We start from the raw sequence: 22568 nt of genomic DNA on the forward strand, positions 1-22568 counted from the left end.
CTCCTAGCGGACCTGGTTGATCAGCGTGGCGCCCTGCGTGGCCACGCGGTCACCGGCCTTGAGGCCCGAGGTCACGGCCACCGAGGTGCCGTCCAGCGGCACGTAGGTGACCACCCGGGGCACGAAGCGCTCGGGCGACTCCTTGACCCAGACGATGGTCTGGTTCGCGGGGTTGCGCAGCAGCGACGCCACGGGCACCTGCACGCCGGCGGCCTGCTCGGTGGACTGCACGAACACGCGCACGGGCTGGCCCAGGGCCAGGGTGCCGAGCACCGCCGAGTCGCCCGCAAACTGCAGCGGCAGCGCCTGGTCGCGCAGGCTGCGCGCCGCGCCCAGAAAGCGCAGCGGCACGCGCTGCCCGCCCACGGCAAGCGCGGCACCGGCCACGCTGTGGGCCTGCGCCGTGTCGTAGGCCAGGGCTTCGACGCGCAAGCGCGAAGGGTCCACCACCTCGAACAGCAGTTCGCGCGCATCCACCACCTGCCCTGCCACGGCGTTGGCCGAGGCGATCACGCCCGAAACAGGCGCCACCAGCGCATCGCGCGTGGACAGGCCCGCCCCCACGGCGCCCAGGCGCTGGGTAAAGCTTTGCAGCTCGCTCTCGGCCGCCTCGATGTCCTTGCGCGGCACGGTGTCCGCCAGGTCCTTCAAACGTGCCAAGCGGCGTCCGGCCAGGTCGCGCGCGGCGCGCAGCTCGGCCTGCTGGGCCAACTGGTTGGAGCGCTCGATGGCGCCCGCTGTAGGCACCACATAGGCCAACACCTCGCCCTTGCGCACCGCCTGGCCCACGCCGGGCAGGCCCTTGGGCCCTGCCTCCAGCCGGCCGGCCAGCGCGGCCTGCACCTTGCCGCCGGCATTGGGGTCCATCACCACCGTGCCGGCCAGCTCGAAGGCCTTGGGGTGCCGGCCCTCGGCCGCTACCAGGGTGCGCACGCCCAGCTGGCGCTGCGCGGGCTTTGGCAAAAACACACTGCCATCGGGCTGGCGCTTGGGACCATTGCCGTCGGCGGCCGCAGGCGCATCGCCATGGTCATGGCCTTCGCCGGCCACTGCGCCCAGGGGGGCGTACAGGCCGGCGGCCACCAGCAAGGCGGCCAGGGTGCGGGTTGCAATAGAGTGCTTCATGCGGCACCTCCCACACGGGCGGCGCGGCTGCGCCGCAGACCCCACACGGCGCCCAGGGCCAGCAGCACGGCGCCCACGGCACCGGCCACCAGTGCGTTGCGCCGGCCTGCGGGCTCGGCATGGGCGTGCGCGGCGGCATGCACATCGATCTCGCCGGCCAGCAGATCGGTCTCGGCACCGGCCACCACGGTGGCCGTGACGGGGCTCACGCCCTCAGCCAGCGGTGCGGCCAGCGAAGCCTGGAATTCGCCTTCGGCGACGCGGGTGACGGGCACGCGCGTGCCGGCGATATCGAGCTCCAGCTGGGCCTCCTTCACGGGGCTGTTGTCGCCCGCATGGTCAAGGTAGAGCGCCAGCTTTTGCCCATCGAGCACGCCCACGAGTTCGAACAGATCGGAGGTGGCGGCAAAGCGCGGCATGGCCGGGCCGGCCGCAGCGGCGGGAGCCTCGCCATGGTCATGGCCCGCATCGGCAAGAGCGGCCGGCGGAACAAGGCCCATCACCAGGGCCAGCCCCAGCGTGGAAAGAAAAGAAAGGATTTGCATGGTGATCACAAAAATGGGGTGGAGAGAGGCTGAGCGCTCACTGCGGCAGCAAGCCCAGGGCCTGGCGCAAGGTGGAGACTGCGGCGGCGGCATCGATGCGGGCACGCGCCAACTGGCGCTCGGCCTGCACGGCTTCGAGCTCCACGCGCAGGCGCGTGGGCCAGTCGGCTTCGCCCAGGCGGAAGGCCTTGTCGATGAAGCCGCGCGTGTCACGCGCCAGTACCGCATGGCGGTCCATGGCCTCGCGCTGGGCCTGGGTGGCCTTCACGCGCGCCATGGCGGCGGCCACGTCGGCGGCCAGCCGGTCCTGCTCCACGCGGGCCCGCACCTCGGCATCGAGTGCGTCGGCACGTGCGGCGGTCTCCTTGGCGCGCGCACGGTCACCGCCGCCCAGGGGAACGCGCAGGCCGACGGTGAAGCTTTGCAGATAGCGTTCGCCCGCCTGCTCACGCCCGCGCGTGGCGGCCACGGTCAGTTCGGGGTTGGCACGGGTCTGCACGGCAGCCAGGTCGGCGGCGCGGCGCGCCACCTCGGCCTGGTCCTGCCAATCGGCCACAGCCGGATGGTCGGCGGGTAGGCCGGCCGCAGGCAGGGCTTCAGCCTCGGGCTCCGCGCCGTCGGCCAACTCCCGGTTGCCGCCCCATGCGGCCAATGCCGCCTGGGCCACATCGCGCGCTCCGGTCGCTTCGGCCACGGCGGCTTCGGCCTGGGCCACGGCGCCGTCGGCCTGGGTCTGGTCGGCACGCGACATGTCGCCGGACTTGAAACGGCGCGCCACGTCGGCCGACAGGCGCTGGGCGTTCTGCAGCCGGTCCTGGGCCAGGCCCATTTCCGCCTGTGCACGCTGCAGGGCCCACCAGGCCTCGCGCACGCTGGCAGCCAATTGCAGCTGCGCGGCCAGGCGGCGGCTCTCCACAGCCTTGATCTCGGCATCGCCCAGCGCGGCCTTGCGTGCACGCTCACCGGGTAGCCACAGCGGCAGGGCCACGCCCAGCTCGACCTCGCGGCTGCCCTGGTTGCTGCCGGGGCGGTCGGTCTTGGTGGACAGCTCCAGTGCGGCGGGCTCGGCCGTAAAGGACGATGCGCCGCTGCGCGCGGCCTGCGCCGATTCGCGCCGCAGTGCGGCCGACTGTGCCTCGGGCTGGCGCTCCCAGGCCCTGTCGAACAAGGCCTTGAGCGTGAGCGGTGGCGCAGGCGGCTGGGCCAGCGCGGCACTGCCGGCCAGCGCCCATCCCAGGGCCACAGCCGCCATGGACAGCCGTGGTGTGTGGTTCGTTCTTCTCGTTCGTTGCATCCGATTCCTCTGCAATGGCCAGGGGCCACGGGTTTGAAATCGGCAAGGCACGATGCCCGGCGCGCACGCGCGCACCGCTGCTGCCCGCCAAGGCAGCGTGGAATCGTCAGGAAGGGGCTACCCGGTGCCCCGCCTCGCCGCTCAGGCGAGGGCGGGCCAGTTGGGGCGTTCGGGGCGGGAGAGGGGTGGGTGGACCCAGGCCGGCGCCGCCTGGGACGCAGGGCGGCCCACCGACACAACGATGGCCTGGGCGCTGGCGCTCAGCGCCATGCCGCTGCCCGCGCCATGGCAGGCATGGCAATCCATGTCGGCCATGCCAGAGGTGGCAAGGCCCCTATGGTCGGGCGTTTCACTGGTCTGGGATGGTGCGGCCTGCTCATCGGCCTGGTGCTCATGCACATGGTGGCCAAAATGCGAGGCCTGCGGTGCGGCCTCGTGCCCGCAATACGGCGATGCAGCGGCCCAGATGGACTGGAGCGGCATGAACAGCAGCAGGAAGACGAGGAGCAGGCGGCGCATGGTGGTGTGCGCGCATTCTAGTGACAAGAACGTGCAGCGCAGCATGCGCAAGCGCGCATGTCCCCATGGGGCCAAGGGCATGGCCATGGCAGATGACCGAATCGTCATCTGCACATCATCCGGCCGCCACGAGAAACTGCGGCGTGCCATCGCTGGCATGCACCTCGGAGCACTCCACACCCCACACGCGCGCAATGGCCGCGGCATCCAGCGTCTCGCCGGTGGGCCCCACGTCGCAGCGCCCAGCGCCCATCAGCACCGTGTCGTGCGCATAGCGCAGCGCCAGGTTCAGGTCGTGCAGCACCGCCACCACGCCAATGCCCTGCTCCACCGCCCAGCGGCGCACCAGGGCCATGGCCTGGTGCTGGTGCGCCAGGTCGAGCGCTGCAGTGGGTTCGTCCAGCAGCAGCCAGCGTGTGGCGCCATCGGGCCTTGGTTCCCAGATCTGGGCCAGCGCCCGGGCCAGGTGGGCGCGTGCGCGCTCGCCGCCCGAGAGGGTGTTGACGCCCCGCGTCGCCAGGTGGGCCACGCCGGTGGCCTCCATCGCATCGTGGGCAATGCGCACCTCGTGCCGACTGGGCAACTGGCGGTGGGGGAAACGCCCCATCTCCACCACCTCCTGCACCGTGAAGTCGAAGGCCACCGCTGTCTCCTGCGGCAGCACGGCACGCAGGCGCGCCAGTTCCAGCGCGGCCATGGCCGAGAGCGCCCTGCCCCCCAGGCTCACCGAACCCGAGCGCGGCGCGCGCTGGCCCGAGAGCATGGACAGCAGCGTGGACTTACCCGCCCCGTTGGGCCCGAGGATGGCGGTAAAGCGGCCAGGCGCCAGGCGTGCATGCACGGTGGCCAGCAGCGGACGCCCTGGTAGGCCGACCCCCAACTGATCGCATACCAGCGGATCGCCAGGATGGAGGGAACTTGCGCTCACACTTTGCTCCTGAACTGGCGCAGCATGGCCAGGAACAGCGGCACGCCGATGAAGGCCGTGAGCACGCCGAGCGGCAGCTCGGCCGGCTTGACGATGGTGCGCGCCACCACGTCGGCCGCCAGCACCAGCGTGGCGCCCAGCAGCGCCGAGCAGGGCAGCACCACGCGGTGGTCCGGCCCGGCCACGAGCCGCACCCAGTGCGGCGCCACCAGGCCGATGAAACCGATGATGCCGGTGGCCGCAGTCACGGCACCCACCGCCAGCGCCGTCACCAGCACGGCCAGGCGCTTGGTGCGCTCCACCGGCACGCCCAGCAGCGCGGCCTGCGCCTCGCCCAGGGCAATGGCATTGAGCGGGCGCGCCAGCGCCAGGCCCAGTCCGCAGGCCACCGCGACCAAACTGCCCACCAGGGCCACAGCGCTCCAGCGCGCCCCGCCCAGGCTGCCCAACAGCCACATCTGGATGTTGCGCAACTGCTCGTCGGTGGAGATGAAATTGAGGTAGCCCAGGCCCGCCAGCGCCAGCGCGTTGACGGCCACGCCGGCCAGCAGCATCAGCCCCATGCGCGTGCCGCCATCGGCCTGCGCCAGGCCGTAGATGAGCGCGGTGACCAGCAGGCCGCCGGCAAAGGCCATGAGCACCAGGGTCCAGCTGCCCAGGGTGCGCGGCAGGTCGGGCAGAAAGTGCATGCCCAGCACGATGGCCAGGGCCGCAGCCAGCGCGGCACCGCTGCTCACGCCGATGAGGCCGGGGTCGGCCAGCGGGTTGCGGAACAGCCCCTGCATCAGCGCACCGGCCAGGCCCAGGCCCGCGCCGGCGGCCACGCCCATCAGCAGGCGCGGAAGGCGGATGTTGACGAACACCAGGTACTCGGGCGCATGCTCGGGTGCGGGCACGGCGCCCACGGCTTGCAGCAGCACCTGCCACAACTGGGCCGGCGCAATCGCGTAGGCGCCCTGGGTGCTGCCCCAGACAAAGGCCAGCAGTACCAGCCCTAGGCCCAGCGCCCATGCGGCGCGCGGGGACAAGCGCCCCGGCGCACGCCGAGGGAGGGGCTGCACGGCCGCCAGTTGGCTCACGCGGTGATCGCCTGCATGCGCGCATGCAGCTCGCGAACGGCGGCGGGCAGGCGCGGGCCAAAGCCCAGCAGGTGGCTGGCCTCCATGGCCACCAGGGCCTTGCGGCGGAACGCGGGCGTGAGCGCCAGTTCGGGCCGCTGCCAGAAGGCCGCCTCGCCGCCCAGCGCCTCGATGCCCTGCGTGCTGTTGAGCAGCACCTCGGGCGCGGCGCTGGCCATGGCCTCGGCCGTGAGCGGCCGGTAGCCTGCGAACTGGGTGATGGCGTTGGTACCGCCGGCAAAGCGGATCAGCGCATCGGCCGCCGTGCCGGTGCCGGCCACCATGGGGCTGCCACTGTGCGAGAGGATGAAGATCGCGCGCGGGCGCCGTGCGGCAGCGGCCACGCTTTTCTGCACGCCGGCCCACTGGGCATCGAGCTCGGCCTGCAGGGCCTGGGCCTCGCGTTCGCGGCCCGCCACGCTGCCCACGGTGGCCACCTTGCGCTGCACTTCGTCCCAGGTGTGGTCAGCCTTGACCAGCTCCACGCGCACGCCAGCGCTGCGCACCTGGTCCAGCACCACCGGCGGTCCCGCCTCGGTGGTGCCCACCACGGCATCGGGCTTGAGCGAGAGCAGCCCCTCGGCCGACAGCTGGCGCATGTAGCCGACCTTGGCGGTCTTGAGCGCGGCCTCGGGGAACAGGCTGGTGGTGTCGGTGCCCACCAGTTGCGCCTGCGCACCCAGCAGATAGACCACCTCGGTCAGGGCGCCGCCCAGCGAGACGATGCGCGCTGCGCCCGCCGCACGGGCCTGGCCCAGCGCGAAGAACAAGGGCAGTGCGGCAGCACCGCGCAGCACATGGCGGCGCTCGATCGACACGCTATCACGCAGCATGGGCCAGCTCCTGCAGTCGCGGCAGGCGTGCCGCCAGATCGCGCCAGCCCTGCAGCTCGGGCTTGCCGGGCTTGCGCGCGCCAAAGAACATGGCCATTAGCTCGCCCGCATGGTCAAAGGCTTCCACCGAGGTCACCACGCCGTCGGCCGTGGGTTTTTCCACCAGCCACACGCTGGCCACCATGTCGGTGCGCAGGTGCAGGTTGAAGCCGGGGTCGAGCACATTGATCCACTGCGCTCCGGGTGTGTCCAGTGGTTTGATGTTGTTCACGGGGCCGGTATGGATCTGAATGCAACCGCCGCTGCTGACGAAGACCATGATGGGCAGACCGCTTGCCGCCGCGCCCTGCAGCAGCGTCGCTACGGACTCCTTCGCCAGGCGCCAGGCAAACTGCCCCTCGACCAGGCGAAAGCTCTGCTGGCGCTCCACCGCGAACTTCTTCGTGAGGCCGAAGAACTCGTGCGTGTCCTGCATCCCGGCCCAGGCCTCGCGCAGGCCGGCGGCGTCGATCTCGGTGTCGGGTCGCGGCACTTCGGCCAGCGGCGCGGCACCGAACACATAGCCCGCGCTCGGCTGGGCAAAGCGCTGCACCACGGCATCGAGCGCGGCCAGGTCGGTGGCTTCGCGCACGAACACCTTGTGCACCGCACGCCCGTGGGCATTGAAGAACTGCAGGCTGCGCTGGGGCGCGCGTGCCGGGTCGGCGGCGGCCTCGGTCACGGCAAAGCCGGCATGCCACTGGGCGAAGAAGAGGCGCAGGTCGATATCCTCGCCCAAGGCCAGGCCCACCGGGCCGGTGGCCGAGATGTTGGTGTAGATACCGGTCTTCTCGTGCACCACGCCCTCGTTGCGCGTCAGCGCCATGAGCGGGCCGCAGGCTTCCAGCGACTGCAGCAGTTGCAGCCACGAGCCCTGCAGCGGCACGGCCTTGACCGGGTATTCGTGCTCGCCCGCGTGGGCCGCGATGGCCGCACCTTCGGACAGGCCCAGCGCCTCGGCCGCGTCCTTGGCACGCTTGCCCGTGGCACGCACGGCGGCGAACTGCTCGCGGATGGCGGGTGCGGTCTGCACGCGCATTCCGTTCGGGTCGGCGTTGTTCATCAGTACCTCGCTCATTGAACGGTCTCCGGTGCGGTCAGCCACAGCGCGCGGCGCTGCTCGGCGGCCGACAGGGCGGCGCTGGCGGCATCGCCCCCCTGCCCTGCACCCTGCTGGGCCCAGCGGCCCTGCAGGCTCCAGACCACGGTGCGAAAGTGCGGCGTGAAGCCTTCGGCATCGGCCAGCATCTGCAGGTTGGCGGTGATCTTGCGGCCCATCGCATCGCTGTGGCTGTCGCAGCAGGCCTGCACATAGCCCGTCATCAGGGCCAGCGTACCGGCCAGCAGCGCCTCGGCGCAGGGCAGGCTGTATTCCTCGTCACAGTGGCCGCCGGAGGCCGGGGCATCGGGCGTATCGTTGGCGTGGCTCATGGTCTGTCTCCTTGCGCGATGGGTTTGAGAAAGTGGCTCAGAAATCCGCCACCAGCGAGACCCGCACGGAGCGGCCGGGCTGGCTGTAGGCGTCGATGAAATTGGCGTTGGCGGCCAGGCCGCGCACGTCGGCCCAGCGCCAGTGCTTCTTGTCGGTGAGGTTGTAGATGCCGGCGTTCAGGCGCAGGTCCTTGCGGATGCGCCACTGGCCCGACAGGTCGAGCACCGTGTACGAGGGGGTGAGGTACTGCGTGCTGCCCGTGGCTACGATCACGTCGCTGGCCTTCTTGGCGGCGGCGTGCGTCAGTTCCAGGCGGGCCATCCACGCGCTGGTGTCGTAGCGCAGGCCAGCCGTCAGGCGCGAGGGGTCGACGGTGTTGACCGGCTTGCCAGTGGCGGTGTCGCGGCCACGCGTCTGGCCGTAGGCGAACGGCGTGCTCAGCTGGCCGCCCGCGAAGCTGCCCCAGCGCATGTCGCCCTTGACCTCGAAGCCATTGAGCTTGACGCGGCCGATGTTGACCGACTGGAACACCAGCGGGTTGCCCGGCGCGCCGGTGCCACCCACCTGGCGCAGGTCTTCGATGAAGTCCTTGTAGCGGCCGGTGAAGGCCGCTGCCTCGATGGACAGCGCGTCCATGCGGCCGCGCACGCCCAGCTCGAAGTTCTGGCTCTTCTCGGGCTTGAGGTTGCCGTTGGGCACCGTCTTGTAGTTGCTGACCGGGTTCTCGAAGAAGGCGTTGACCTGGCCGGCATTGGGCGCGCGAAAGCCCGCAGCATAGTTGCCGAACACGCTCCAGGCGTCTGTGGCGCGGTACAGCACGCCGAGCTTGGGCGAGGTGGCGTTGCCTGAGAGCGAGACCGCCTGCGCGCCGAAGCCGCTCTGATCGGCCTTGATGCGGAAGGTGTCGAAGCGCACGCCTGGCGTCACGCTGAAGGGGCCGCTCATGATCTCGTCCTGCACATACAGGGCGGTGCTGGTCTCGGTGGTGTCGGGAAAGCGCTTGAGCGGGAAGGTCTCGCCCACGGGCGGCGTCACGCCGTCCTGCAGGTTGGTGACCTTGGCGGACGAATGGTCGATGCCATAGGTGATCTTCTGCACCCAGTTGCCGCCCGTGCGCAGCAGCTTGCTGCCCTGCACATTGGCCTGCCAGCTGCGCTCGTCGTAGGTCACGTCGCGCACACGGTCGGCCGCGGTGTTGCGGTCCTCGAAGGCGTACTCGCGCGAATGCGCGTCCTGAAAGCTCAGCGTGGCCTTCACATCGTCGGCGAAGCCGGCGTTCAGGCGCCAGTGGCCCTCCCACGTGGCACGCGTGCGCTGCATGTCGGTGGAGGAGTTGGACGACAGCGTGGACGTGGCCGCCAGCGGCGGCTTGGAGCGTGCGGTGAGCAGTTCGTAGTCAGACGTCTTGTCCACATGCTCCAGCGTGAACACATGGCGCTGGCCGCCGCCGGGGGTGAGCACCACCTTGCCCAGCAACGCGCCGCCCTGGTCCTTCTGCGGGTTGGGCAGGGTGCGATCGGCGTTGGCCGCATCGTTGGTGCCCATGTTGTCGAGCTCGCGCGCGCGGTTCACGCTGCCGGCCACCAGCCACTGCACTGCGTCGTTGACCCGCCCTGCCACCGTGGCGCCCAGGCGCTTGCCGTGGTCGTCGCCGTCGTAGCCCGCGCTCACCTGGCCGCCCAGGGTCTTGCCGTCCTTGAGGAAGTTCTCGGGGTCCACGGTGATGAAGTTCACCAGGCCGGCCATGCCGTCCGAGCCGTACAGGGCCGAGGTGGCGCCGCGCACCACCTCGATGCGCTGCAAGAGGCCCATGTCCAGGTAGTCACGGCCAAAGGCGTTGGCGCTGAACACATAGCTGCGCGGCAGGCGGATGCCGTCCACCATCATCAGCACCCGGTTGCCATCGAGCCCGCGGATGTTGAAGCCCGCGTTCTGCTCGCGGCCGGTGGAGCCGCTGGCCAGCGAAAAGCGCGCGGGCGAACGCGTGACCGACACATTGGGCAGCTCGCGCACCGCATCGCGGATGTCACGCACCTGGCCCTCTTCGAGCGCGCGGGCGTTGATCACGTCGATGCTCATCGGCAGGTCGTCGGGGTTCTGCTCGCTGCGCGAGCCGCTGATCACCACCTCCTTGAGCGCGGGACCTGCCGCCACGAGCTGCGCCTCGGCCGTGGCCTGCGCCTGGGCGCCGGTGAAGGAGGCGCACGCCAGCGCGGCCAGCAGGGCCAGCGGACGGAGGGCGAAACGGGGGGATTGATCGATTGATGGCGCCACGGCAGGAAACCCTTTTTCTCTGAGACGGATGGAAACAGAGCTGGCTTCCGCGAGGCCCTTCAACGGGCTGGCAATGGCTGGCTATGGGGGCATTATATGAGAATAGTTATCAATACACATTGACCTTGCCAATTGCCCGGCAAACGGCAGACGTGCTGCTGCGTGGCCCCCAGGCACGCAAAAACAGAAACGGGAGCCCGCAGGCTCCCGTTCATTTACCAATCGGCGCGCAGGGTCATGCAGCCACGGCTTCCGGCACGGCTTCGGCCGTGGCCTTGGCCAGCACCGGCATGCGGATCAGGTGGTCAAAGGCGGCAAGGGCAGCCTTGGAGCCATCGCCTGCGGCAATGACGATCTGCTTGAACGGCACCGTGGTGCAGTCGCCGGCGGCGAACACGCCAGGCAGGTTGGTGCGGCCATGCGAGTCGACGATGACCTCGCCGAACCTGGACAGCTCCACAGTGCCCTTGAGCCATTCGGTGTTGGGCACCAGGCCGATCTGCACGAACACGCCCTCGAGCGGCACCAGGTGCTCCTCGTTCGTGGCACGGTCCTTGTACTTGAGGCCATTGACCTTGCCATCGGCACCGGTGATCTCGGTGGTCTGCGCGTTGGTGTGGATGCTCACGTTGGGCAGGCTCTTGAGCTTGTTGACCAGCACGGCATCGGCCTTGAGCTGGTCAGCGAACTCGACCAGCGTGACATGGGCCACCAGGCCGGCCAGGTCGATGGCGGCCTCGACACCCGAGTTGCCGCCGCCGATCACGGCCGTGCGCTTGCCCTTGAACAGCGGACCATCGCAGTGCGGGCAGTAGGCCACGCCCTTGTTCTTGTACTCGGCTTCGCCGGGCACATTGACGTTGCGCCAGCGCGCGCCGGTGGACAGGATCACCGTCTTGGAATGCAGCGTGGCACCGTTGGCCAGTTGCACGCCGATCAGGCCGCCGGGCTCGCTGGCGGGGATCAGCCTGTCGGCGCGCTGCAGGTTCATGATGTCCACATCGTAGGCACGGGTGTGGGCTTCGAGCGCGGCAGCGAACTTGGGGCCATCGGTCTCCAGCACCGAGATGTAGTTCTCGATGGCCAGCGTGTCGTTGACCTGGCCGCCGAAGCGCTCGGCCGCCACGCCGGTGCGGATGCCCTTGCGGGCAGCGTACACCGCGGCTGCAGCGCCGGCAGGGCCGCCGCCGACGATGAGCACGTCATAAGGTGCCTTGGCCGACAGCTTGGCCGCATCGCGGGCTGCTGCGCCGGTATCGAGCTTGGCAATGATCTCCTCGACCGACATGCGGCCCGAGGCGAAGACCTTGCCGTTCATGAACACCATGGGCACGGCCATGATCTCGCGGTCGGCCACTTCCTGCTGGAAGGCACCGCCCTCGACCACGGTGGTCTTGATCTTGGGGTTGAAGATGGACATGAGCGACAGCGCCTGCACCACGTCCGGGCAGTTGTGGCAGGTCAGGCTCATGTAGACGTCGAACTCGAAGTCGCCGTCGAGCGCGGCGATCTGCTCGATCACCTCGGGCTCGACCTTGGGCGGATGGCCACCGGTCCACAAGAGGGCCAGCACCAGCGAGGTGAACTCATGGCCCAGGGGCAGGCCGGCAAAGCGCAGCGAATTCGTGCTGCCCACGCGCTGCAGGCTGAACGAGGGCTTGCGTGCGTCCTGGCCATCGGTGCGCAGGCTGATCTTGTCGCTGCGCAGGGACTGGATGGTGGTCAACAGCTCCAGCATCTCGCGCGAGGTCGCGCTGTCGTCCAGGGAGGCCACCAGTTCGAACGGCTGCGTCACGCGCTCCAGGTAGGCGGCAAGCTGGGTCTTGAGTTGGTCGTCGAGCATGGTGGTGTCCTTTCGAGTTCTGGCTTATAGGGTGGGGGCCAAGGCCGCTTGTGGCAAGCCTGGGTCCGCAACAGAGCGTAAAAAATGGGCGAAAAAAAGCCGGACGGCATGGCGCACGCGCGCCATGACGCTGTCCGGCTGGGGAGCGGCCCCAAGGCCGCTCTGCCGATGCAATCAGCCGATCAGATCTTGCCGACCAGGTCCAGCGAAGGAGCCAGGGTCTTGGCGCCGTCGTTCCACTTGGCGGGGCACACTTCACCGGGGTGGGCGGCGGTGTACTGGGCGGCCTTGAGCTTGCGCACGGTTTCCTTGACGTCGCGGGCGATTTCGTTGGAATGCACTTCGGCGGTCTTGATGATGCCGTCGGGGTTGATCACGAAAGTGCCGCGCAGTGCCAGGCCTTCTTCAGGGATGTGCACGCCGAAGGCATTGGTCAACTGGTGCGTTGGGTCGCCAACCAGGGGGAACTTGGCCTTGCCCACGGCGGGCGAGGTTTCGTGCCAGACCTTGTGCGAGAAATGCGTGTCGGTGGTGACGATGTAGACCTCGGTGCCAGCCTTCTGGAATTCGGGGTAATTGTCGGCCGCGTCTTCGATTTCGGTGGGGCAATTGAAGGTGAAGGCGGCAGGCATGAAGATCAGCACGGACCACTTGCCTTTGAGATCGGCTTCGGTCAGGTCGATGAACTCGCCCTTGCCATTGCGGTTGACGAAAGCGGTGGTCTTGAAGGGTTGAACTTGCGTGTTGATCAGGGACATTGCTGTTTCCTTAAGGGTGGTTGAACTGACTACGGAATGAAGTTTAGGCCTTCTGAGGCCATCAATCCAATTAATTGATTTGATTGAATCAATTGCCTTTGACTATACTTGGAAACCCGGCCCTGCGTCTGTTGCGGGTTGAAAGCGGCTGTTTCAGGCGCCTGGGTCCCTGGCATGACTGTGGGCAGCTTCTGTGAATTTTTGGCGAAAACCCCTGGGCGAGGCACCGCGAAGAGCACCGAACGCGAACACAACTCAGCATCACACGCAGCCAATGCGAAGGTACGGGGGCTTGCCTTGCGTGCGGCGCCCGCGCTCACGACAATCAGCGGCGAATCACATAACAAGGAGGTCTCCCCATGCAAGGCGACGCACAGGTCATCGGCCATCTGCAGGCCCAGCTCAAGAACGAGCTCACCGCCATCAACCAGTACTTCCTGCACTACCGCATGCTCAAGCACTGGGGCTTCGACAAGCTGGCCAAGAAGGAATACCAGGAGTCGATCGGCGAGATGAAGCACGCCGACGTGCTCATGGACCGCATCTTCATGCTCGACGGCCTGCCCAACCTGCAGGACCTGGCCAAGCTGCAGGTCGGTGAGGACGTGCCGGAGATCCTGGCCTGCGACCTGAGCTCCGAAAAAGGCGCCCAGGCCACCATCAAGGAGGGCATTGCCCACTGCGAGACCGTGCGCGACTACGTCTCGCGCGACATCCTGCAAAAGATCCTCGACGACACCGAAGAGCACATCGACTTTCTGGAAACCCAGATCGAGCTGATCGCCAAGGTCGGCCTGCAGAACTACCTGCAGTCCCAGATGAGCGAAGAAGACTGAGCTTTCCCCATTCACGAGTCGCCCCACGAAGACAGTAGAAAAAGCAGACTCGACCATAAAAAGACTGACAAACCAGCGCCAACGACAAGTACCCCACACCTTCCACAACGGGCCTCGGCCCGTTTTTTTATGCCCGCTCGCCGGACAACAGTGGCTCGACGGCGCCAACGTTGTTGCAAACGCACACACGTTGCAAACAAACAATGAGAACCGTTCTCAATTAAGTAAACTACGGGCCCAGCCAGCAGCCCGCCTCCACAGCGCGTCCCCAGCACCGGGGCGCGTTCGTTCACGCACCCTCTCCTGCCAGCCAACCATGAACTCCGGGATGCCCCCGCATCCCGCGCCGCGCCTGTGCGCGGCCTTCATCCGTTGGCTGCGCACCGTCGTCATGGCGCCGCCGCCTTCGGGTGCCACGCCTTGGGTGTCGCCGCGCCTGCCATGCAAGCACTACCAACACCCCTGGCCGCAAGCAACCACCGAACGCGACACCAGGGAGTACCGACATGCACCGCCGCTTGCCCCACCAGAACGACCACCACCGCCTGGGCCCGTGCACCGCCTCGCCCACACGGCGCGGCGGCTTCTGAGGCAGGGAGGCTCGTCATGAAAACGACCCATCCCGGCTGGCGCTACCGCCTGGCCATCACCTCGCGCGCGCTGGCCGCCACGGCGGGCGGGTATGCGCTGGCTGCGGCCTTCACCGCCGCCCTGTCCCTCGCCCTGGCCCAGGCCATGCCGCGCGTGGAAGCGGTGCTCACCGCCACCATGCTGGCCTGGCTGGTCTACGCGGGCGCCGCAGGCTGGGCCTTCTACGCCCGCACGGCCTGGGGCGCCTGGGGCGGCACCCTGCTGCCCGCGCTGGTGCTGGGCGCCTGCGCCATGGCGCCGCGCTGGCTGGAGACACTGCAATGACCGATACCACCCCCGCACCCCCAGCGCCGCGCGCAGCGCGTGAACAGGCGCGCGAAGGCTTCCGCCAGGCCATGTCCTGGCTGCACACCTGGGCCGGGCTCGTTCTGGGCTGGCTGCTGTTCGCCATTTTTCTCACGGGCACGCTGTCGTTCTTCAAGACCGAGCTGAACCTGTGGATGCGGCCCGAGTTGCACGGCATGCCGCCCGCCAACGCCGACGTGGCCGAGCGCGCCGTGGCCGCCATGAACAAGAAGGTGCCCGACGTCACGCAGTGGATACTGCGCATGCCCGACGAGCGCCAGAATGCCGTCACGCTGCTGTGGCGCGACACGGGCAATGGCCGCTTCGAGACCCTGCTCATGAACCCGCAGACCGGCGAGACGGTGGATGCGCGCAAGACCATGGGCGGCGAGTTCTTCTACCGCTTCCACTACGAGCTGCGCACCGCGCAGAAAAGCCGTTGGGCCATCGAAGGCCGCTGGGTGGTGGGCGTGGCCACCATGCTGATGTTCATCGCCCTGCTCACGGGCGTGGTCACGCACCGGCGCATCTTCAAGGACTTCTTCACCTTCCGCCCGGCCAAGGGCGGGCAGCGCGCCTGGCTCGATGCGCACAACGTCACCGGCGTGCTGGTGCTGCCCTTCTACCTGATGATCACCTTCAGCGGGCTGATGATCTTCCACACGCTGTACATGCCCTCGGGCATCGCGGCGGCCTACCAGGGCCCCAAGGGCGTGGATTCACAGACCTATTTCGCCGACCTGCAGGGTGAAAAGCCCGAGCGGCGCGTGCGCCGCAGCCCCGGCGACAAGGTGGCGCCGCTGCCCGCAGCCATGCCGCTCGCCGCCATCCTGGAAACCGCGCGCCAGCGCTGGGACGGCGGGCGCATCGGCGGCATCCAGGCACGGCGCGACGCGCAGGGCACGCCGGTGGTGGAGGTCACGCGCCATGAGGGCGACCGCCTGCAGTACCGCCCCGAGCGCATGCTGTTCAACGGCACCACCGGCGCGCTGCTGGAGCAGACCGACGCCACCTCGCCCGCCGCCGTGACCTATGGCGTGCTCTATGGCCTGCACCTGGGACGCTTTGCGGGCCCCGGCATGCGCTGGGTGCTGGTGGGCTTTGGCCTTTTGGGCAGCCTGATGATCGCCACCGGCATGGTGCTGTGGTCGGTCAAGCGCAGCGCGCAGGGGCAGCGCAAGGGGGTCGCGGCCGATGTGCCCTTGCGTCTTCCGTTCGGCCAGCGCCTGGTGGCCAGCCTCAACATCGCCTCGCTCGCGGGCCTGCCGCTGGCCTGCGCCGTGTACATGGCCTCCAACCGGCTGATCCCGCTGGACGCGCCCGAACGGCCCGATGCCGAGCTGTCGTACTTCTTCGGCGCCTGGGGCGTGGCGCTGCTCTGGGGGGTGCTGTTCCCCAACCGGCGCGGCTGGTCGCTGGTGCTGGCCCTGGCCGGTGCCGCCTGGGCAGCGCTGCCGGTGCTCAATGCGCTGACCACCGCCACGCACCTGGGGGTCAGCCTGCCTGCGGGCGACTGGCTGTGGGCCGGCATGGACCTCAGCTTCCTGGCCACCGGTGCGCTGCTCTCCTGGCTCGCCTGGCGCCTGCGCCCGGGCCGGCCGCTGCCGGGCAAGGCAGTGATGCCCAACCGCTCGGCAGCCATGGCCACCCCCGATGCCCTGCCGGCCTCCCAGGCCTGAACGAGTCGCCATGTCCACCTTTTTCTTCTGCTTTGCCGCCTGGTCTGCCATTGCCCTGGGCATGGACCGGCACCACGAGGATGCCCTGGGCCGCCAGACCGCCACGCCCCGCCTGGCGCAACTGCGTCGCGTGGGCTGGCTGCTGCTGGCCCTCTCGCTGTGGCTGGCCGCGCGGCCCCAGTCCGGCACCCCCTCCTCGCTGGGTGTGACGGCCTGGACCATCGCGCTGTCGGTGGCCGCCGTGGCCGTCACCGCGGTGATGACCTGGCAGCCCCGTCGCGCGCCAACGCTGGCCGGCGCAGCCCTGCTGGCCGGGCTGGCCGCCTGGGCCGCCGGGTGGTGATGGGCTCCCCCTCTCCGCCCACCCCCTCTCACCGGTTTCTTTTTCTTCCATCGCTGTGTCCCGTCCAAGGTATCCCATGCCCCTGCACCCCCTGTTTTCCGCCGCACGCACGCCTGTGGCTGCGGCCCTGATCGCCGCCTTCGGCACCTCCGCCCTGGCCCAGGCCGTCCCCGCGCCCCGCGCGCCCCAGACGCTGGGCGAGGTCACCATCAAGTCAGGTGCTGCGGACGATGCCTACGCCCCCGCCGCCAGCACCACGGCCACCAAGGGCAGTGCCCCGCTGCGCGACGTGCCTCAAGCCGTCAACGTGGTACCGGGGCAACTGCTGCGCGACCAGGGCGCGCGCTCCATGGAAGACGCGCTGCGCAACGTGCCCGGCGTGGCCATGAGCCATGGCGACGGCCAGCGCGACCAGGTGGTGATCCGCGGCTTCACGGCCATCGCCGACCAGTTCGTCGATGGCGTGCGCGATGACGCGCTGTACTTCCGCGACCTGGCCGACATCGAGCGCATCGAGGTGCTCAAGGGCCCGGCCGCCGTGCTCTACGGGCGCGGATCGTCGGGCGGGCTCATCAACCGCGTGACCAAGAAGCCCGTGTTCGGTACCACCTCGGGCGAGGCCACGCTGGGCCTGGGCAGCCACGACTACCGCCGCGCCACGGCCGATGTGAACCTGGGCATCAACGATGCCGCCGCCTTGCGCCTGAACCTGGCGGGCGAGGATTCGGGCAGCTACCGCGATCAGCAGTTCGTCAAACGCCACAACTTCGCACCCTCGCTGGCACTCAAGCTCGCACCCGAGACCCAGTTGCTGCTGCAGTACACCAACGCCCGCGACCAGCGGCTCACGGACTTCGGCATCCCCGCGCTCAACGGCCGCCCCGTCAACGTGCCGGCCGGCACCTACTACGGCTCGGGCACGGCGGTGAAGGACGACACCAGCACCAGCAACGTCCAGTCCTTCACGGCCACGCTCAACCACCGCTTCAACGACGACTGGTCGGTGCGCAACGTCACCCGCGTGTACGACTACACGCTGGACCGCTACAACACCCTTCCCAGCGGCACCACCGACCCAGTCACGATGACCGTGGGCCGCACCCGCAGCCTGGTCTTTCGCGACGAGAGCGGCATGTTCAACCAGACCGACGTGACCTGGCGCAACCACCTGGGCGGGCTGCGCCAGGAATGGCTGATGGGCATGGAGCTGGGCCAGCAGAAAAAGCGCGCCGAGTCCGTCTCGGGCGGCGTGGTGGACCGCGTGAGCATCCTGAACCCCGGCAACGTGCCCACACCGGCCATCCCCGCCAGCGCCTACACCGCCACCGGCGCCATCCCCAGCCACACGGAGCAGGGCACCGTGGGCCTGTACCTGCAGGACCAGATCACCCTGGCACCGCAGTGGAAGGCCCTGGTGGGCGCGCGCTACGACGTCTTCAAGCAGGACACCCGCTTTGACCGCACCCTGGCCAGCCTTGAGCGCACCGACAAGAAGTTCAGCCCGCGCGCCGGCCTGGTCTGGCAGCCCAGCGAGCAGGTGTCGTACTACGTGTCGTACAGCAAGTCCTTCCAACCCTCGGGCGAGACCTTCGCGCTGGCGGCCAACAACACGGCCAACGAGCCCGAGATCACGCAGAACAAGGAGATCGGCGTCAAGCTCGACCTGCTCGACGGCCGCCTCAATCTCACCGGCGCGCTCTTCAACCTGGAACGCACCAACATCAAGAACACCGACCCATCCAACCCTGCGCGCCAGATCAACGTAGGCACGCAGCGCACCAATGGGCTGGAGCTCACCGGCAGTGGCCGGCTGTCCGGCTGGGACGTGAGCGCAGGCTATGCCTATCTCAATGGCCGCATGGCGAAATCCCTGGCCACAGCCGCCAGCAGCCAGTTGCCCACCGTGAACGTGCCTTCACAGGGCAAGGTGGCTGCACTGACCCCCCGCAGCTCGGCCTTCCTCTGGGCCATGAAAGATGTAGCCCACGGCCTGCGCCTGGGCGGCGGCGTGAGCCACGTGGGTGAGCGCTTCACCTCGCTGACCAACCTGGTCACCCTGCCCGCCTACACCACGGTGGACGCCGCCCTGCAGTACACGCTGGGCCAGTGGGGCCTGGACGTGAACGTGAAGAACCTCACCAACCGCAAGTACTACGTCTCAGCCCACGGCAGCAACGACAACCTGATCCTGCCCGGCTCGCCGCGCGCGCTGCAGGTCACGCTGCGCACACGATTCTGAGTTTTTTTGCACCCACCTTCAGCCACCCTGCCCATGCCATGACACACCGCCGCCTTTCCACCCACCACCTGCGCGCATCCACTGCGCCCTCGTTTCGCCTCACCACCCTGGCTCTGCTGGCCGCCTGCAGTTGCATGGCGACGGCCCAGGCGCAGGACGCCGCCCTGCCCGAGGTGAAGGTGACCAACTCCATCGACACCACCGAAGGCACGGGCCAGTACACCGCCCGCAAGCTCAGCGTGGGCAAGATGGAGCAGGCTCCGCGCGAGATTCCGCAGTCCATCAGCGTCATCACGCGCCAGCAGCTCGATGACCGCAACGTCACCAAGGTCGAAGACGCCGTCAAGTTCAGCACCGGCATCAACGTGACCCGCTTCGACGGTGCGGGCAACTACAACACCTTCCAGTCGCGCGGCTTCGATCTGGGCTCCATCCAGCTCGACGATGTGCCCATCCCGCAGGGCAACTACAGCACGCTGGACGCCGCCATGTACGACCGCATCGAGGTGCTGCGCGGCCCCGCCGGCATGCTGCAGGGCGGCAGCGAGCCGGGAGGCACCGTGAACCTGGTGCGCAAGCGCGCACCGGGCAAGCTGATGATCAACGCCGATGCGTCCGTGGGCTCCTTCGGTCTGCGCCGCGGCACGGTGGACGTGGGCGGTGCGCTCAACGCCAGCGGCACCGTGCGCGCCCGCGCAGTGGCGGTGGCGGAAGACCGCGACAGCCATGTCGACACCCTGTTCAACAACAAGCGCCTGGGGTATGGCACGCTGGAGTGGGACATCGCCCCGTCCACCACGCTGTCCATCGGCGGCGCCCAGCAGCGCGTGCGCGCCTCTATCGACCAGGGCCTGCCCACCTATGCCGACGGCCGTCTGGCCAGCCTGCCGCGCAGCGCCTTCTCGGGCCTGGCGTCCAACCGCCAGGACCTGGAAACCACCGACCTCTTCGCCGAGCTGGAGCACCGCCTCTCGGGCGGAGGCACGGTGCGCCTGTCGGCCCGCGATGTGGACCGCACCGCCTTCTACAGTGCCGCCCGCGCCAACAGCGCCCTCGCCCCCAATGGCAACTTCACCATGGAAATGGTGGATGGCCTGACCCATGTGAAGACACGCAACTACGACCTGTTCGCCAACCTGCCGGTGGACGTGGCGGGCCGCACCCACCGCCTGCTGGTGGGCGCCAGCCGCAGCGAGAACAAGAGCTACGACAACAACTTCGTCTACGGCACCCCAACCCAGGCCAACCTGCTCACGCCCAACTATGGCGCGCCCTACCCGGCTCTCGTGCTGCCCGGCTATACGGCCATCACCACGCGCAACGAGAACGCACTGTACGGCCAGGCGCAGGTCAGCGTGGCGGACGCCGTCAAGGTACTGGCCGGCGGGCGCCTGAGCTGGGCCGACGCGGTGACGCGCAGCACCAGCACCGGTGCCGCCACGAGCGTGGCCGACCCGGGCCGCCAGTTCGTGCCTTCGGTGGCAGTGCTGTACGACTTTCATCCGCAGTACACCGCCTACGCAGGCTACTCCGAGACCTTCGTGGTGCAGAGCCAGCTCGACGCGGCCAAGAACCTGCTCGCGCCACGCACTGGCAAGCAGGTGGAGTTCGGCGTAAAGGGCGAGTTCCTGGACAAGCGCCTGCAGGCGCATGCTGCCGTGTTCCGCATCATCGACGAGAACCGCGCCATGACCGACCCGAACGCGACCAATGCGTCCATCGCCGGCGGCAAGGTGCGCTCGCAGGGCTTCGAGGCCGAGGTCAGCGGCCAGCCCCAGCCCGGCTGGGACGTGGTGGCCGGCTACGCCTACAACGACACGCTCTACCTCAATGCGCCCGTATCCCAGGTAGGCCAGGTGTTCAGCCCCATCACCCCGCGCCACAGCGTGAACCTGTTCACGCGCTATGCCTTCACCTCGCCCGCGCTGCGCGGCTTCAGCATCGGTGGCGGCATCTCCTACCGCAGCGAGTTCTTCGCGCAGAGCGGCGCACTGCGCATCACCCCGGGCGACTACGTGCTGGCCAGCGCCCAGGTGGGTTACCAGATCAACGACCAGCTGGCGCTGAACCTCTCGGTGGACAACCTGTTCGACAAGACCTACTACGAGAAGGTCTCCAACACCTTTCGCCAGAACTTCTACGGCGAGCCGCGCCGCGTGACGCTGGCGCTCAAGGCAAGGTACTGAGCACACGCGCCCCGTAGCGCTTGCACAGCCCGGCGCTCCCCAAGGGCGCCGGGCATTTTTTTGGGCATCAAAACAACAGATTCATGACAACGCAAAAACAAATCATTCTTACTTGCATTGTAAAATTCGAGCCCAAACGCCCTCTCAGCCCTCGTCCATCGACATGACCCGAAGGGGTTCCACCGAGCCCCGCACCATGCTGTCACCCACCGCCATCCGCCGCTGGTCCTGGACCCACAAGTGGTCCAGCCTGGTCTGCACCATCTTCATGCTGCTGCTGTGCCTCACTGGCCTGCCGCTGATCTTCCACCACGAAATCGGCCACCTGCTGGGCACCGAGGTCGAGGCGCCCGCCATGCCCGAGGGCACGCCGCGCGCCAGCCTCGATACCGTGATCGCTGCCGCCAAGGCCGTGCACCCCGGGCGCATGGTGCAGTTCGTCTCGCAGGCCGAGGACGACGACAAGGTCTGGTTCGTCACCCTCACGCACACGCCCGAGCCCACCGAGGACTTCAAGTCCGTGGCGGTGGATGCGCGCACGGCCAAGGTGCTGTCCGACGTGCCCACCAACCAGGGCTTCATGAACCTGATGTTCCGCCTGCACGTGGACCTCTTCGCGGGCCTGCCGGGCAAGCTGTTCCTCGGATTCATGGGCCTCTTGCTGCTGGTGGCCATCGTCACCGGCGTGGTGCTGTACGCGCCCTTCATGCGCAAGCTGCAGTTCGGTGACGTGCGGCGCGACCGCTCCACGCGCGTGAAATGGCTCGACCTGCACAACCTGCTGGGCGTCGTCACCCTGGTCTGGGCCCTGGTGGTGGGCGCCACCGGCATGATCAACACATGGGCCGACCTGATGATCAAGTACTGGCAGTACGACCAGTTGTCGACCCTGCTGGCGCCCTACAAGGGCAAGCCCGTGATCGCCATGGACCAGCGCGGGCCGCTGCAGCAGGCAGTGGACGCCGCGCGCACGCACGCGCCAGGTAACAAACTGTCGTTCATCGCCTTCCCCGGAACCTCGTTCTCAAGCCCGCACCACAACACCGTGTTCCTGCGCGGCGCCGAGCCCCTGACCTCGCGCCTGCTGCAGCCGGTGCTGGTCGACGCGCACAGCGGCCAGGTCACCGCCGCACCGCAGTTGCCCTGGTACCTCACGGCGCTTCTGGTCTCGCAGCCGCTGCACTTCGGCGACTACGGCGGCATGCCCATGAAGATTCTCTGGGCGCTGCTCGACATTGCCACCATCGTGGTGCTGGGCAGCGGCCTGTACCTGTGGCTGCGCCGCAGGGCGCCTGCCTCGGCCGCCGCGCCTGCAACCGCCACGGCCACCGGCCTGCCCGCTGGCGCCACGGCCACCATGGCCCGCCCGGAGCAGTCCGCATGAAAAACGCATCCACGCCGTTTCGCACCCTGTGGGGCTGGCCCATCGTGCTGGGGCTGCTGACCGCCAGCGGGCTGGCCACCGCGCTCATCTCGGACACCTGGGGCGACTGGTGGTCCTGGGTCGGGCTGGGCGTGCCCGTGGCCGTGATGGGCTGGTTCACCTGGCGGCCAACGCCGGCCGCGGCCCCAGCGGATCCCAACCCCGGCGATGACCCTGCCACCCCTTTCTGACCCTTCTTTGCTCTTACCGCCGACCAC

Annotated in this window: 20 protein-coding genes; 8 read left to right on the forward strand and 12 right to left on the reverse strand. The window is 68.6% G+C overall.

Features of this window, described 5'->3' with window-relative positions; all coding sequences use genetic code 11:
• Positions 1-3 precede the first annotated feature (3 nt).
• The 12 genes from ACSQ3Y_RS25560 to ahpC form a co-directional block, all read right to left on the reverse strand.
• A complete protein-coding gene (locus ACSQ3Y_RS25560; protein ID WP_436179287.1) occupies positions 4-1125 on the reverse strand; it encodes an efflux RND transporter periplasmic adaptor subunit in 1122 nt (373 codons plus the stop codon).
• Positions 1122-1670 carry a hypothetical protein gene (locus ACSQ3Y_RS25565; protein ID WP_436179288.1) on the reverse strand — a complete coding sequence of 183 codons (549 nt, stop codon included), beginning with the start codon at positions 1668-1670 and terminating at the stop codon, positions 1122-1124. Before ACSQ3Y_RS25565 ends, ACSQ3Y_RS25560 begins: the two co-directional genes overlap by 4 nt.
• A 37-nt stretch (positions 1671-1707) precedes the next feature.
• Complete coding sequence (locus ACSQ3Y_RS25570; protein ID WP_436179289.1) at positions 1708-2922, reverse strand: TolC family protein; 1215 nt, start codon at positions 2920-2922, stop codon at positions 1708-1710.
• Between the two features lie 183 nt (positions 2923-3105).
• Positions 3106-3483 (reverse strand): hypothetical protein, encoded by a 378-nt coding sequence (locus tag ACSQ3Y_RS25575; protein WP_436179290.1) that lies wholly within the window; start codon positions 3481-3483, stop codon positions 3106-3108.
• A 115-nt stretch (positions 3484-3598) separates the two neighbouring features.
• Entirely contained in the window at positions 3599-4411 is an 813-nt protein-coding gene (locus ACSQ3Y_RS25580; RefSeq protein WP_436179291.1) for a heme ABC transporter ATP-binding protein, read from the reverse strand.
• Positions 4408-5490: a FecCD family ABC transporter permease gene (locus tag ACSQ3Y_RS25585; RefSeq protein WP_436179292.1), complete on the reverse strand. Its 1083-nt coding sequence runs from the start codon at positions 5488-5490 to the stop codon at positions 4408-4410. The genes ACSQ3Y_RS25580 and ACSQ3Y_RS25585 overlap by 4 nt, the downstream gene beginning before the upstream one ends.
• Positions 5487-6362 (reverse strand): heme/hemin ABC transporter substrate-binding protein, encoded by an 876-nt coding sequence (locus ACSQ3Y_RS25590; protein WP_436179293.1) that lies wholly within the window; start codon positions 6360-6362, stop codon positions 5487-5489. The genes ACSQ3Y_RS25585 and ACSQ3Y_RS25590 overlap by 4 nt, the downstream gene beginning before the upstream one ends.
• Positions 6352-7464 (reverse strand): hemin-degrading factor, encoded by a 1113-nt coding sequence (locus tag ACSQ3Y_RS25595; RefSeq protein ID WP_436180171.1) that lies wholly within the window; start codon positions 7462-7464, stop codon positions 6352-6354. The genes ACSQ3Y_RS25590 and ACSQ3Y_RS25595 overlap by 11 nt, the downstream gene beginning before the upstream one ends.
• A gap of 11 nt (positions 7465-7475) precedes the next feature.
• On the reverse strand, positions 7476-7832 hold the full coding sequence (locus ACSQ3Y_RS25600; protein ID WP_436179294.1) for a hypothetical protein: 357 nt from the start codon (positions 7830-7832) through the stop codon (positions 7476-7478).
• A 37-nt stretch (positions 7833-7869) separates the two neighbouring features.
• The gene (locus ACSQ3Y_RS25605) at positions 7870-10107 is read right to left on the reverse strand and encodes a TonB-dependent hemoglobin/transferrin/lactoferrin family receptor (RefSeq protein WP_436179295.1); all 2238 of its coding nucleotides are present in this window, start codon (positions 10105-10107) and stop codon (positions 7870-7872) included.
• Between the two features lie 235 nt (positions 10108-10342).
• On the reverse strand, positions 10343-11950 hold the full coding sequence (gene ahpF / locus ACSQ3Y_RS25610) for an alkyl hydroperoxide reductase subunit F (protein ID WP_436179296.1): 1608 nt from the start codon (positions 11948-11950) through the stop codon (positions 10343-10345).
• Positions 11951-12132: 182 nt separating this feature from the next.
• The gene (gene ahpC, locus ACSQ3Y_RS25615) at positions 12133-12708 is read right to left on the reverse strand and encodes an alkyl hydroperoxide reductase subunit C (RefSeq protein WP_007854684.1); all 576 of its coding nucleotides are present in this window, start codon (positions 12706-12708) and stop codon (positions 12133-12135) included.
• 359 nt (positions 12709-13067) lie between these two features.
• On the opposite strand from ahpC, the gene bfr reads away from it, so the two are divergent.
• From bfr to ACSQ3Y_RS25655, 8 genes are all read left to right on the forward strand, one after another.
• A complete protein-coding gene (gene bfr / locus ACSQ3Y_RS25620) occupies positions 13068-13544 on the forward strand; it encodes a bacterioferritin (protein ID WP_057202336.1) in 477 nt (158 codons plus the stop codon).
• Positions 13545-14150: 606 nt separating this feature from the next.
• Positions 14151-14459, forward strand: a complete 309-nt coding sequence (locus tag ACSQ3Y_RS25625) for a DUF3649 domain-containing protein (protein WP_436179297.1) — start codon at positions 14151-14153, stop codon at positions 14457-14459.
• Positions 14456-16159 (forward strand): PepSY-associated TM helix domain-containing protein, encoded by a 1704-nt coding sequence (locus ACSQ3Y_RS25630; protein ID WP_436179298.1) that lies wholly within the window; start codon positions 14456-14458, stop codon positions 16157-16159. The genes ACSQ3Y_RS25625 and ACSQ3Y_RS25630 overlap by 4 nt, the downstream gene beginning before the upstream one ends.
• A gap of 10 nt (positions 16160-16169) precedes the next feature.
• On the forward strand, positions 16170-16502 hold the full coding sequence (locus tag ACSQ3Y_RS25635; protein WP_436179299.1) for a DUF3325 domain-containing protein: 333 nt from the start codon (positions 16170-16172) through the stop codon (positions 16500-16502).
• Between the two features lie 76 nt (positions 16503-16578).
• Positions 16579-18741, forward strand: a complete 2163-nt coding sequence (locus tag ACSQ3Y_RS25640) for a TonB-dependent receptor (RefSeq protein ID WP_436179300.1) — start codon at positions 16579-16581, stop codon at positions 18739-18741.
• A 38-nt stretch (positions 18742-18779) separates the two neighbouring features.
• Positions 18780-20927: a TonB-dependent siderophore receptor gene (locus tag ACSQ3Y_RS25645; RefSeq protein WP_436179301.1), complete on the forward strand. Its 2148-nt coding sequence runs from the start codon at positions 18780-18782 to the stop codon at positions 20925-20927.
• A 196-nt stretch (positions 20928-21123) separates the two neighbouring features.
• The gene (locus ACSQ3Y_RS25650) at positions 21124-22311 is read left to right on the forward strand and encodes a PepSY-associated TM helix domain-containing protein (RefSeq protein ID WP_436179302.1); all 1188 of its coding nucleotides are present in this window, start codon (positions 21124-21126) and stop codon (positions 22309-22311) included.
• On the forward strand, positions 22308-22541 hold the full coding sequence (locus ACSQ3Y_RS25655) for a hypothetical protein (protein ID WP_436179303.1): 234 nt from the start codon (positions 22308-22310) through the stop codon (positions 22539-22541). Before ACSQ3Y_RS25650 ends, ACSQ3Y_RS25655 begins: the two co-directional genes overlap by 4 nt.
• Positions 22542-22568: the final 27 nt, after the last annotated feature.

This window comes from Acidovorax sp. LjRoot66, from assembly GCF_964253305.1.
In the GTDB taxonomy this organism is placed as follows: Bacteria; Pseudomonadota; Gammaproteobacteria; order Burkholderiales; family Burkholderiaceae_C; genus Acidovorax.

What these genes read in the sequence shown, in the direction of transcription:
- ACSQ3Y_RS25560 (WP_436179287.1), bottom strand. Translation starts at nt 1,125, where the DNA reads ATGAAGCACTCTATTGCAACCCGCACCCTGGCCGCCTTGCTGGTGGCC.
- ACSQ3Y_RS25565 (WP_436179288.1), bottom strand. Translation starts at nt 1,670, where the DNA reads ATGCAAATCCTTTCTTTTCTTTCCACGCTGGGGCTGGCCCTGGTGATG.
- ACSQ3Y_RS25570 (WP_436179289.1), bottom strand. Translation starts at nt 2,922, where the DNA reads ATGGCGGCTGTGGCCCTGGGATGGGCGCTGGCCGGCAGTGCCGCGCTG.
- ACSQ3Y_RS25575 (WP_436179290.1), bottom strand. Translation starts at nt 3,483, where the DNA reads ATGCGCCGCCTGCTCCTCGTCTTCCTGCTGCTGTTCATGCCGCTCCAG.
- ACSQ3Y_RS25590 (WP_436179293.1), bottom strand. Translation starts at nt 6,362, where the DNA reads ATGCTGCGTGATAGCGTGTCGATCGAGCGCCGCCATGTGCTGCGCGGT.
- ACSQ3Y_RS25595 (WP_436180171.1), bottom strand. Translation starts at nt 7,464, where the DNA reads ATGAACAACGCCGACCCGAACGGAATGCGCGTGCAGACCGCACCCGCC.
- ACSQ3Y_RS25600 (WP_436179294.1), bottom strand. Translation starts at nt 7,832, where the DNA reads ATGAGCCACGCCAACGATACGCCCGATGCCCCGGCCTCCGGCGGCCAC.
- ahpF (WP_436179296.1), bottom strand. Translation starts at nt 11,950, where the DNA reads ATGCTCGACGACCAACTCAAGACCCAGCTTGCCGCCTACCTGGAGCGC.
- ahpC (WP_007854684.1), bottom strand. Translation starts at nt 12,708, where the DNA reads ATGTCCCTGATCAACACGCAAGTTCAACCCTTCAAGACCACCGCTTTC.
- bfr (WP_057202336.1), top strand. Translation starts at nt 13,068, where the DNA reads ATGCAAGGCGACGCACAGGTCATCGGCCATCTGCAGGCCCAGCTCAAG.
- ACSQ3Y_RS25625 (WP_436179297.1), top strand. Translation starts at nt 14,151, where the DNA reads ATGAAAACGACCCATCCCGGCTGGCGCTACCGCCTGGCCATCACCTCG.
- ACSQ3Y_RS25630 (WP_436179298.1), top strand. Translation starts at nt 14,456, where the DNA reads ATGACCGATACCACCCCCGCACCCCCAGCGCCGCGCGCAGCGCGTGAA.
- ACSQ3Y_RS25635 (WP_436179299.1), top strand. Translation starts at nt 16,170, where the DNA reads ATGTCCACCTTTTTCTTCTGCTTTGCCGCCTGGTCTGCCATTGCCCTG.
- ACSQ3Y_RS25640 (WP_436179300.1), top strand. Translation starts at nt 16,579, where the DNA reads ATGCCCCTGCACCCCCTGTTTTCCGCCGCACGCACGCCTGTGGCTGCG.
- ACSQ3Y_RS25645 (WP_436179301.1), top strand. Translation starts at nt 18,780, where the DNA reads ATGACACACCGCCGCCTTTCCACCCACCACCTGCGCGCATCCACTGCG.
- ACSQ3Y_RS25650 (WP_436179302.1), top strand. Translation starts at nt 21,124, where the DNA reads ATGCTGTCACCCACCGCCATCCGCCGCTGGTCCTGGACCCACAAGTGG.
- ACSQ3Y_RS25655 (WP_436179303.1), top strand. Translation starts at nt 22,308, where the DNA reads ATGAAAAACGCATCCACGCCGTTTCGCACCCTGTGGGGCTGGCCCATC.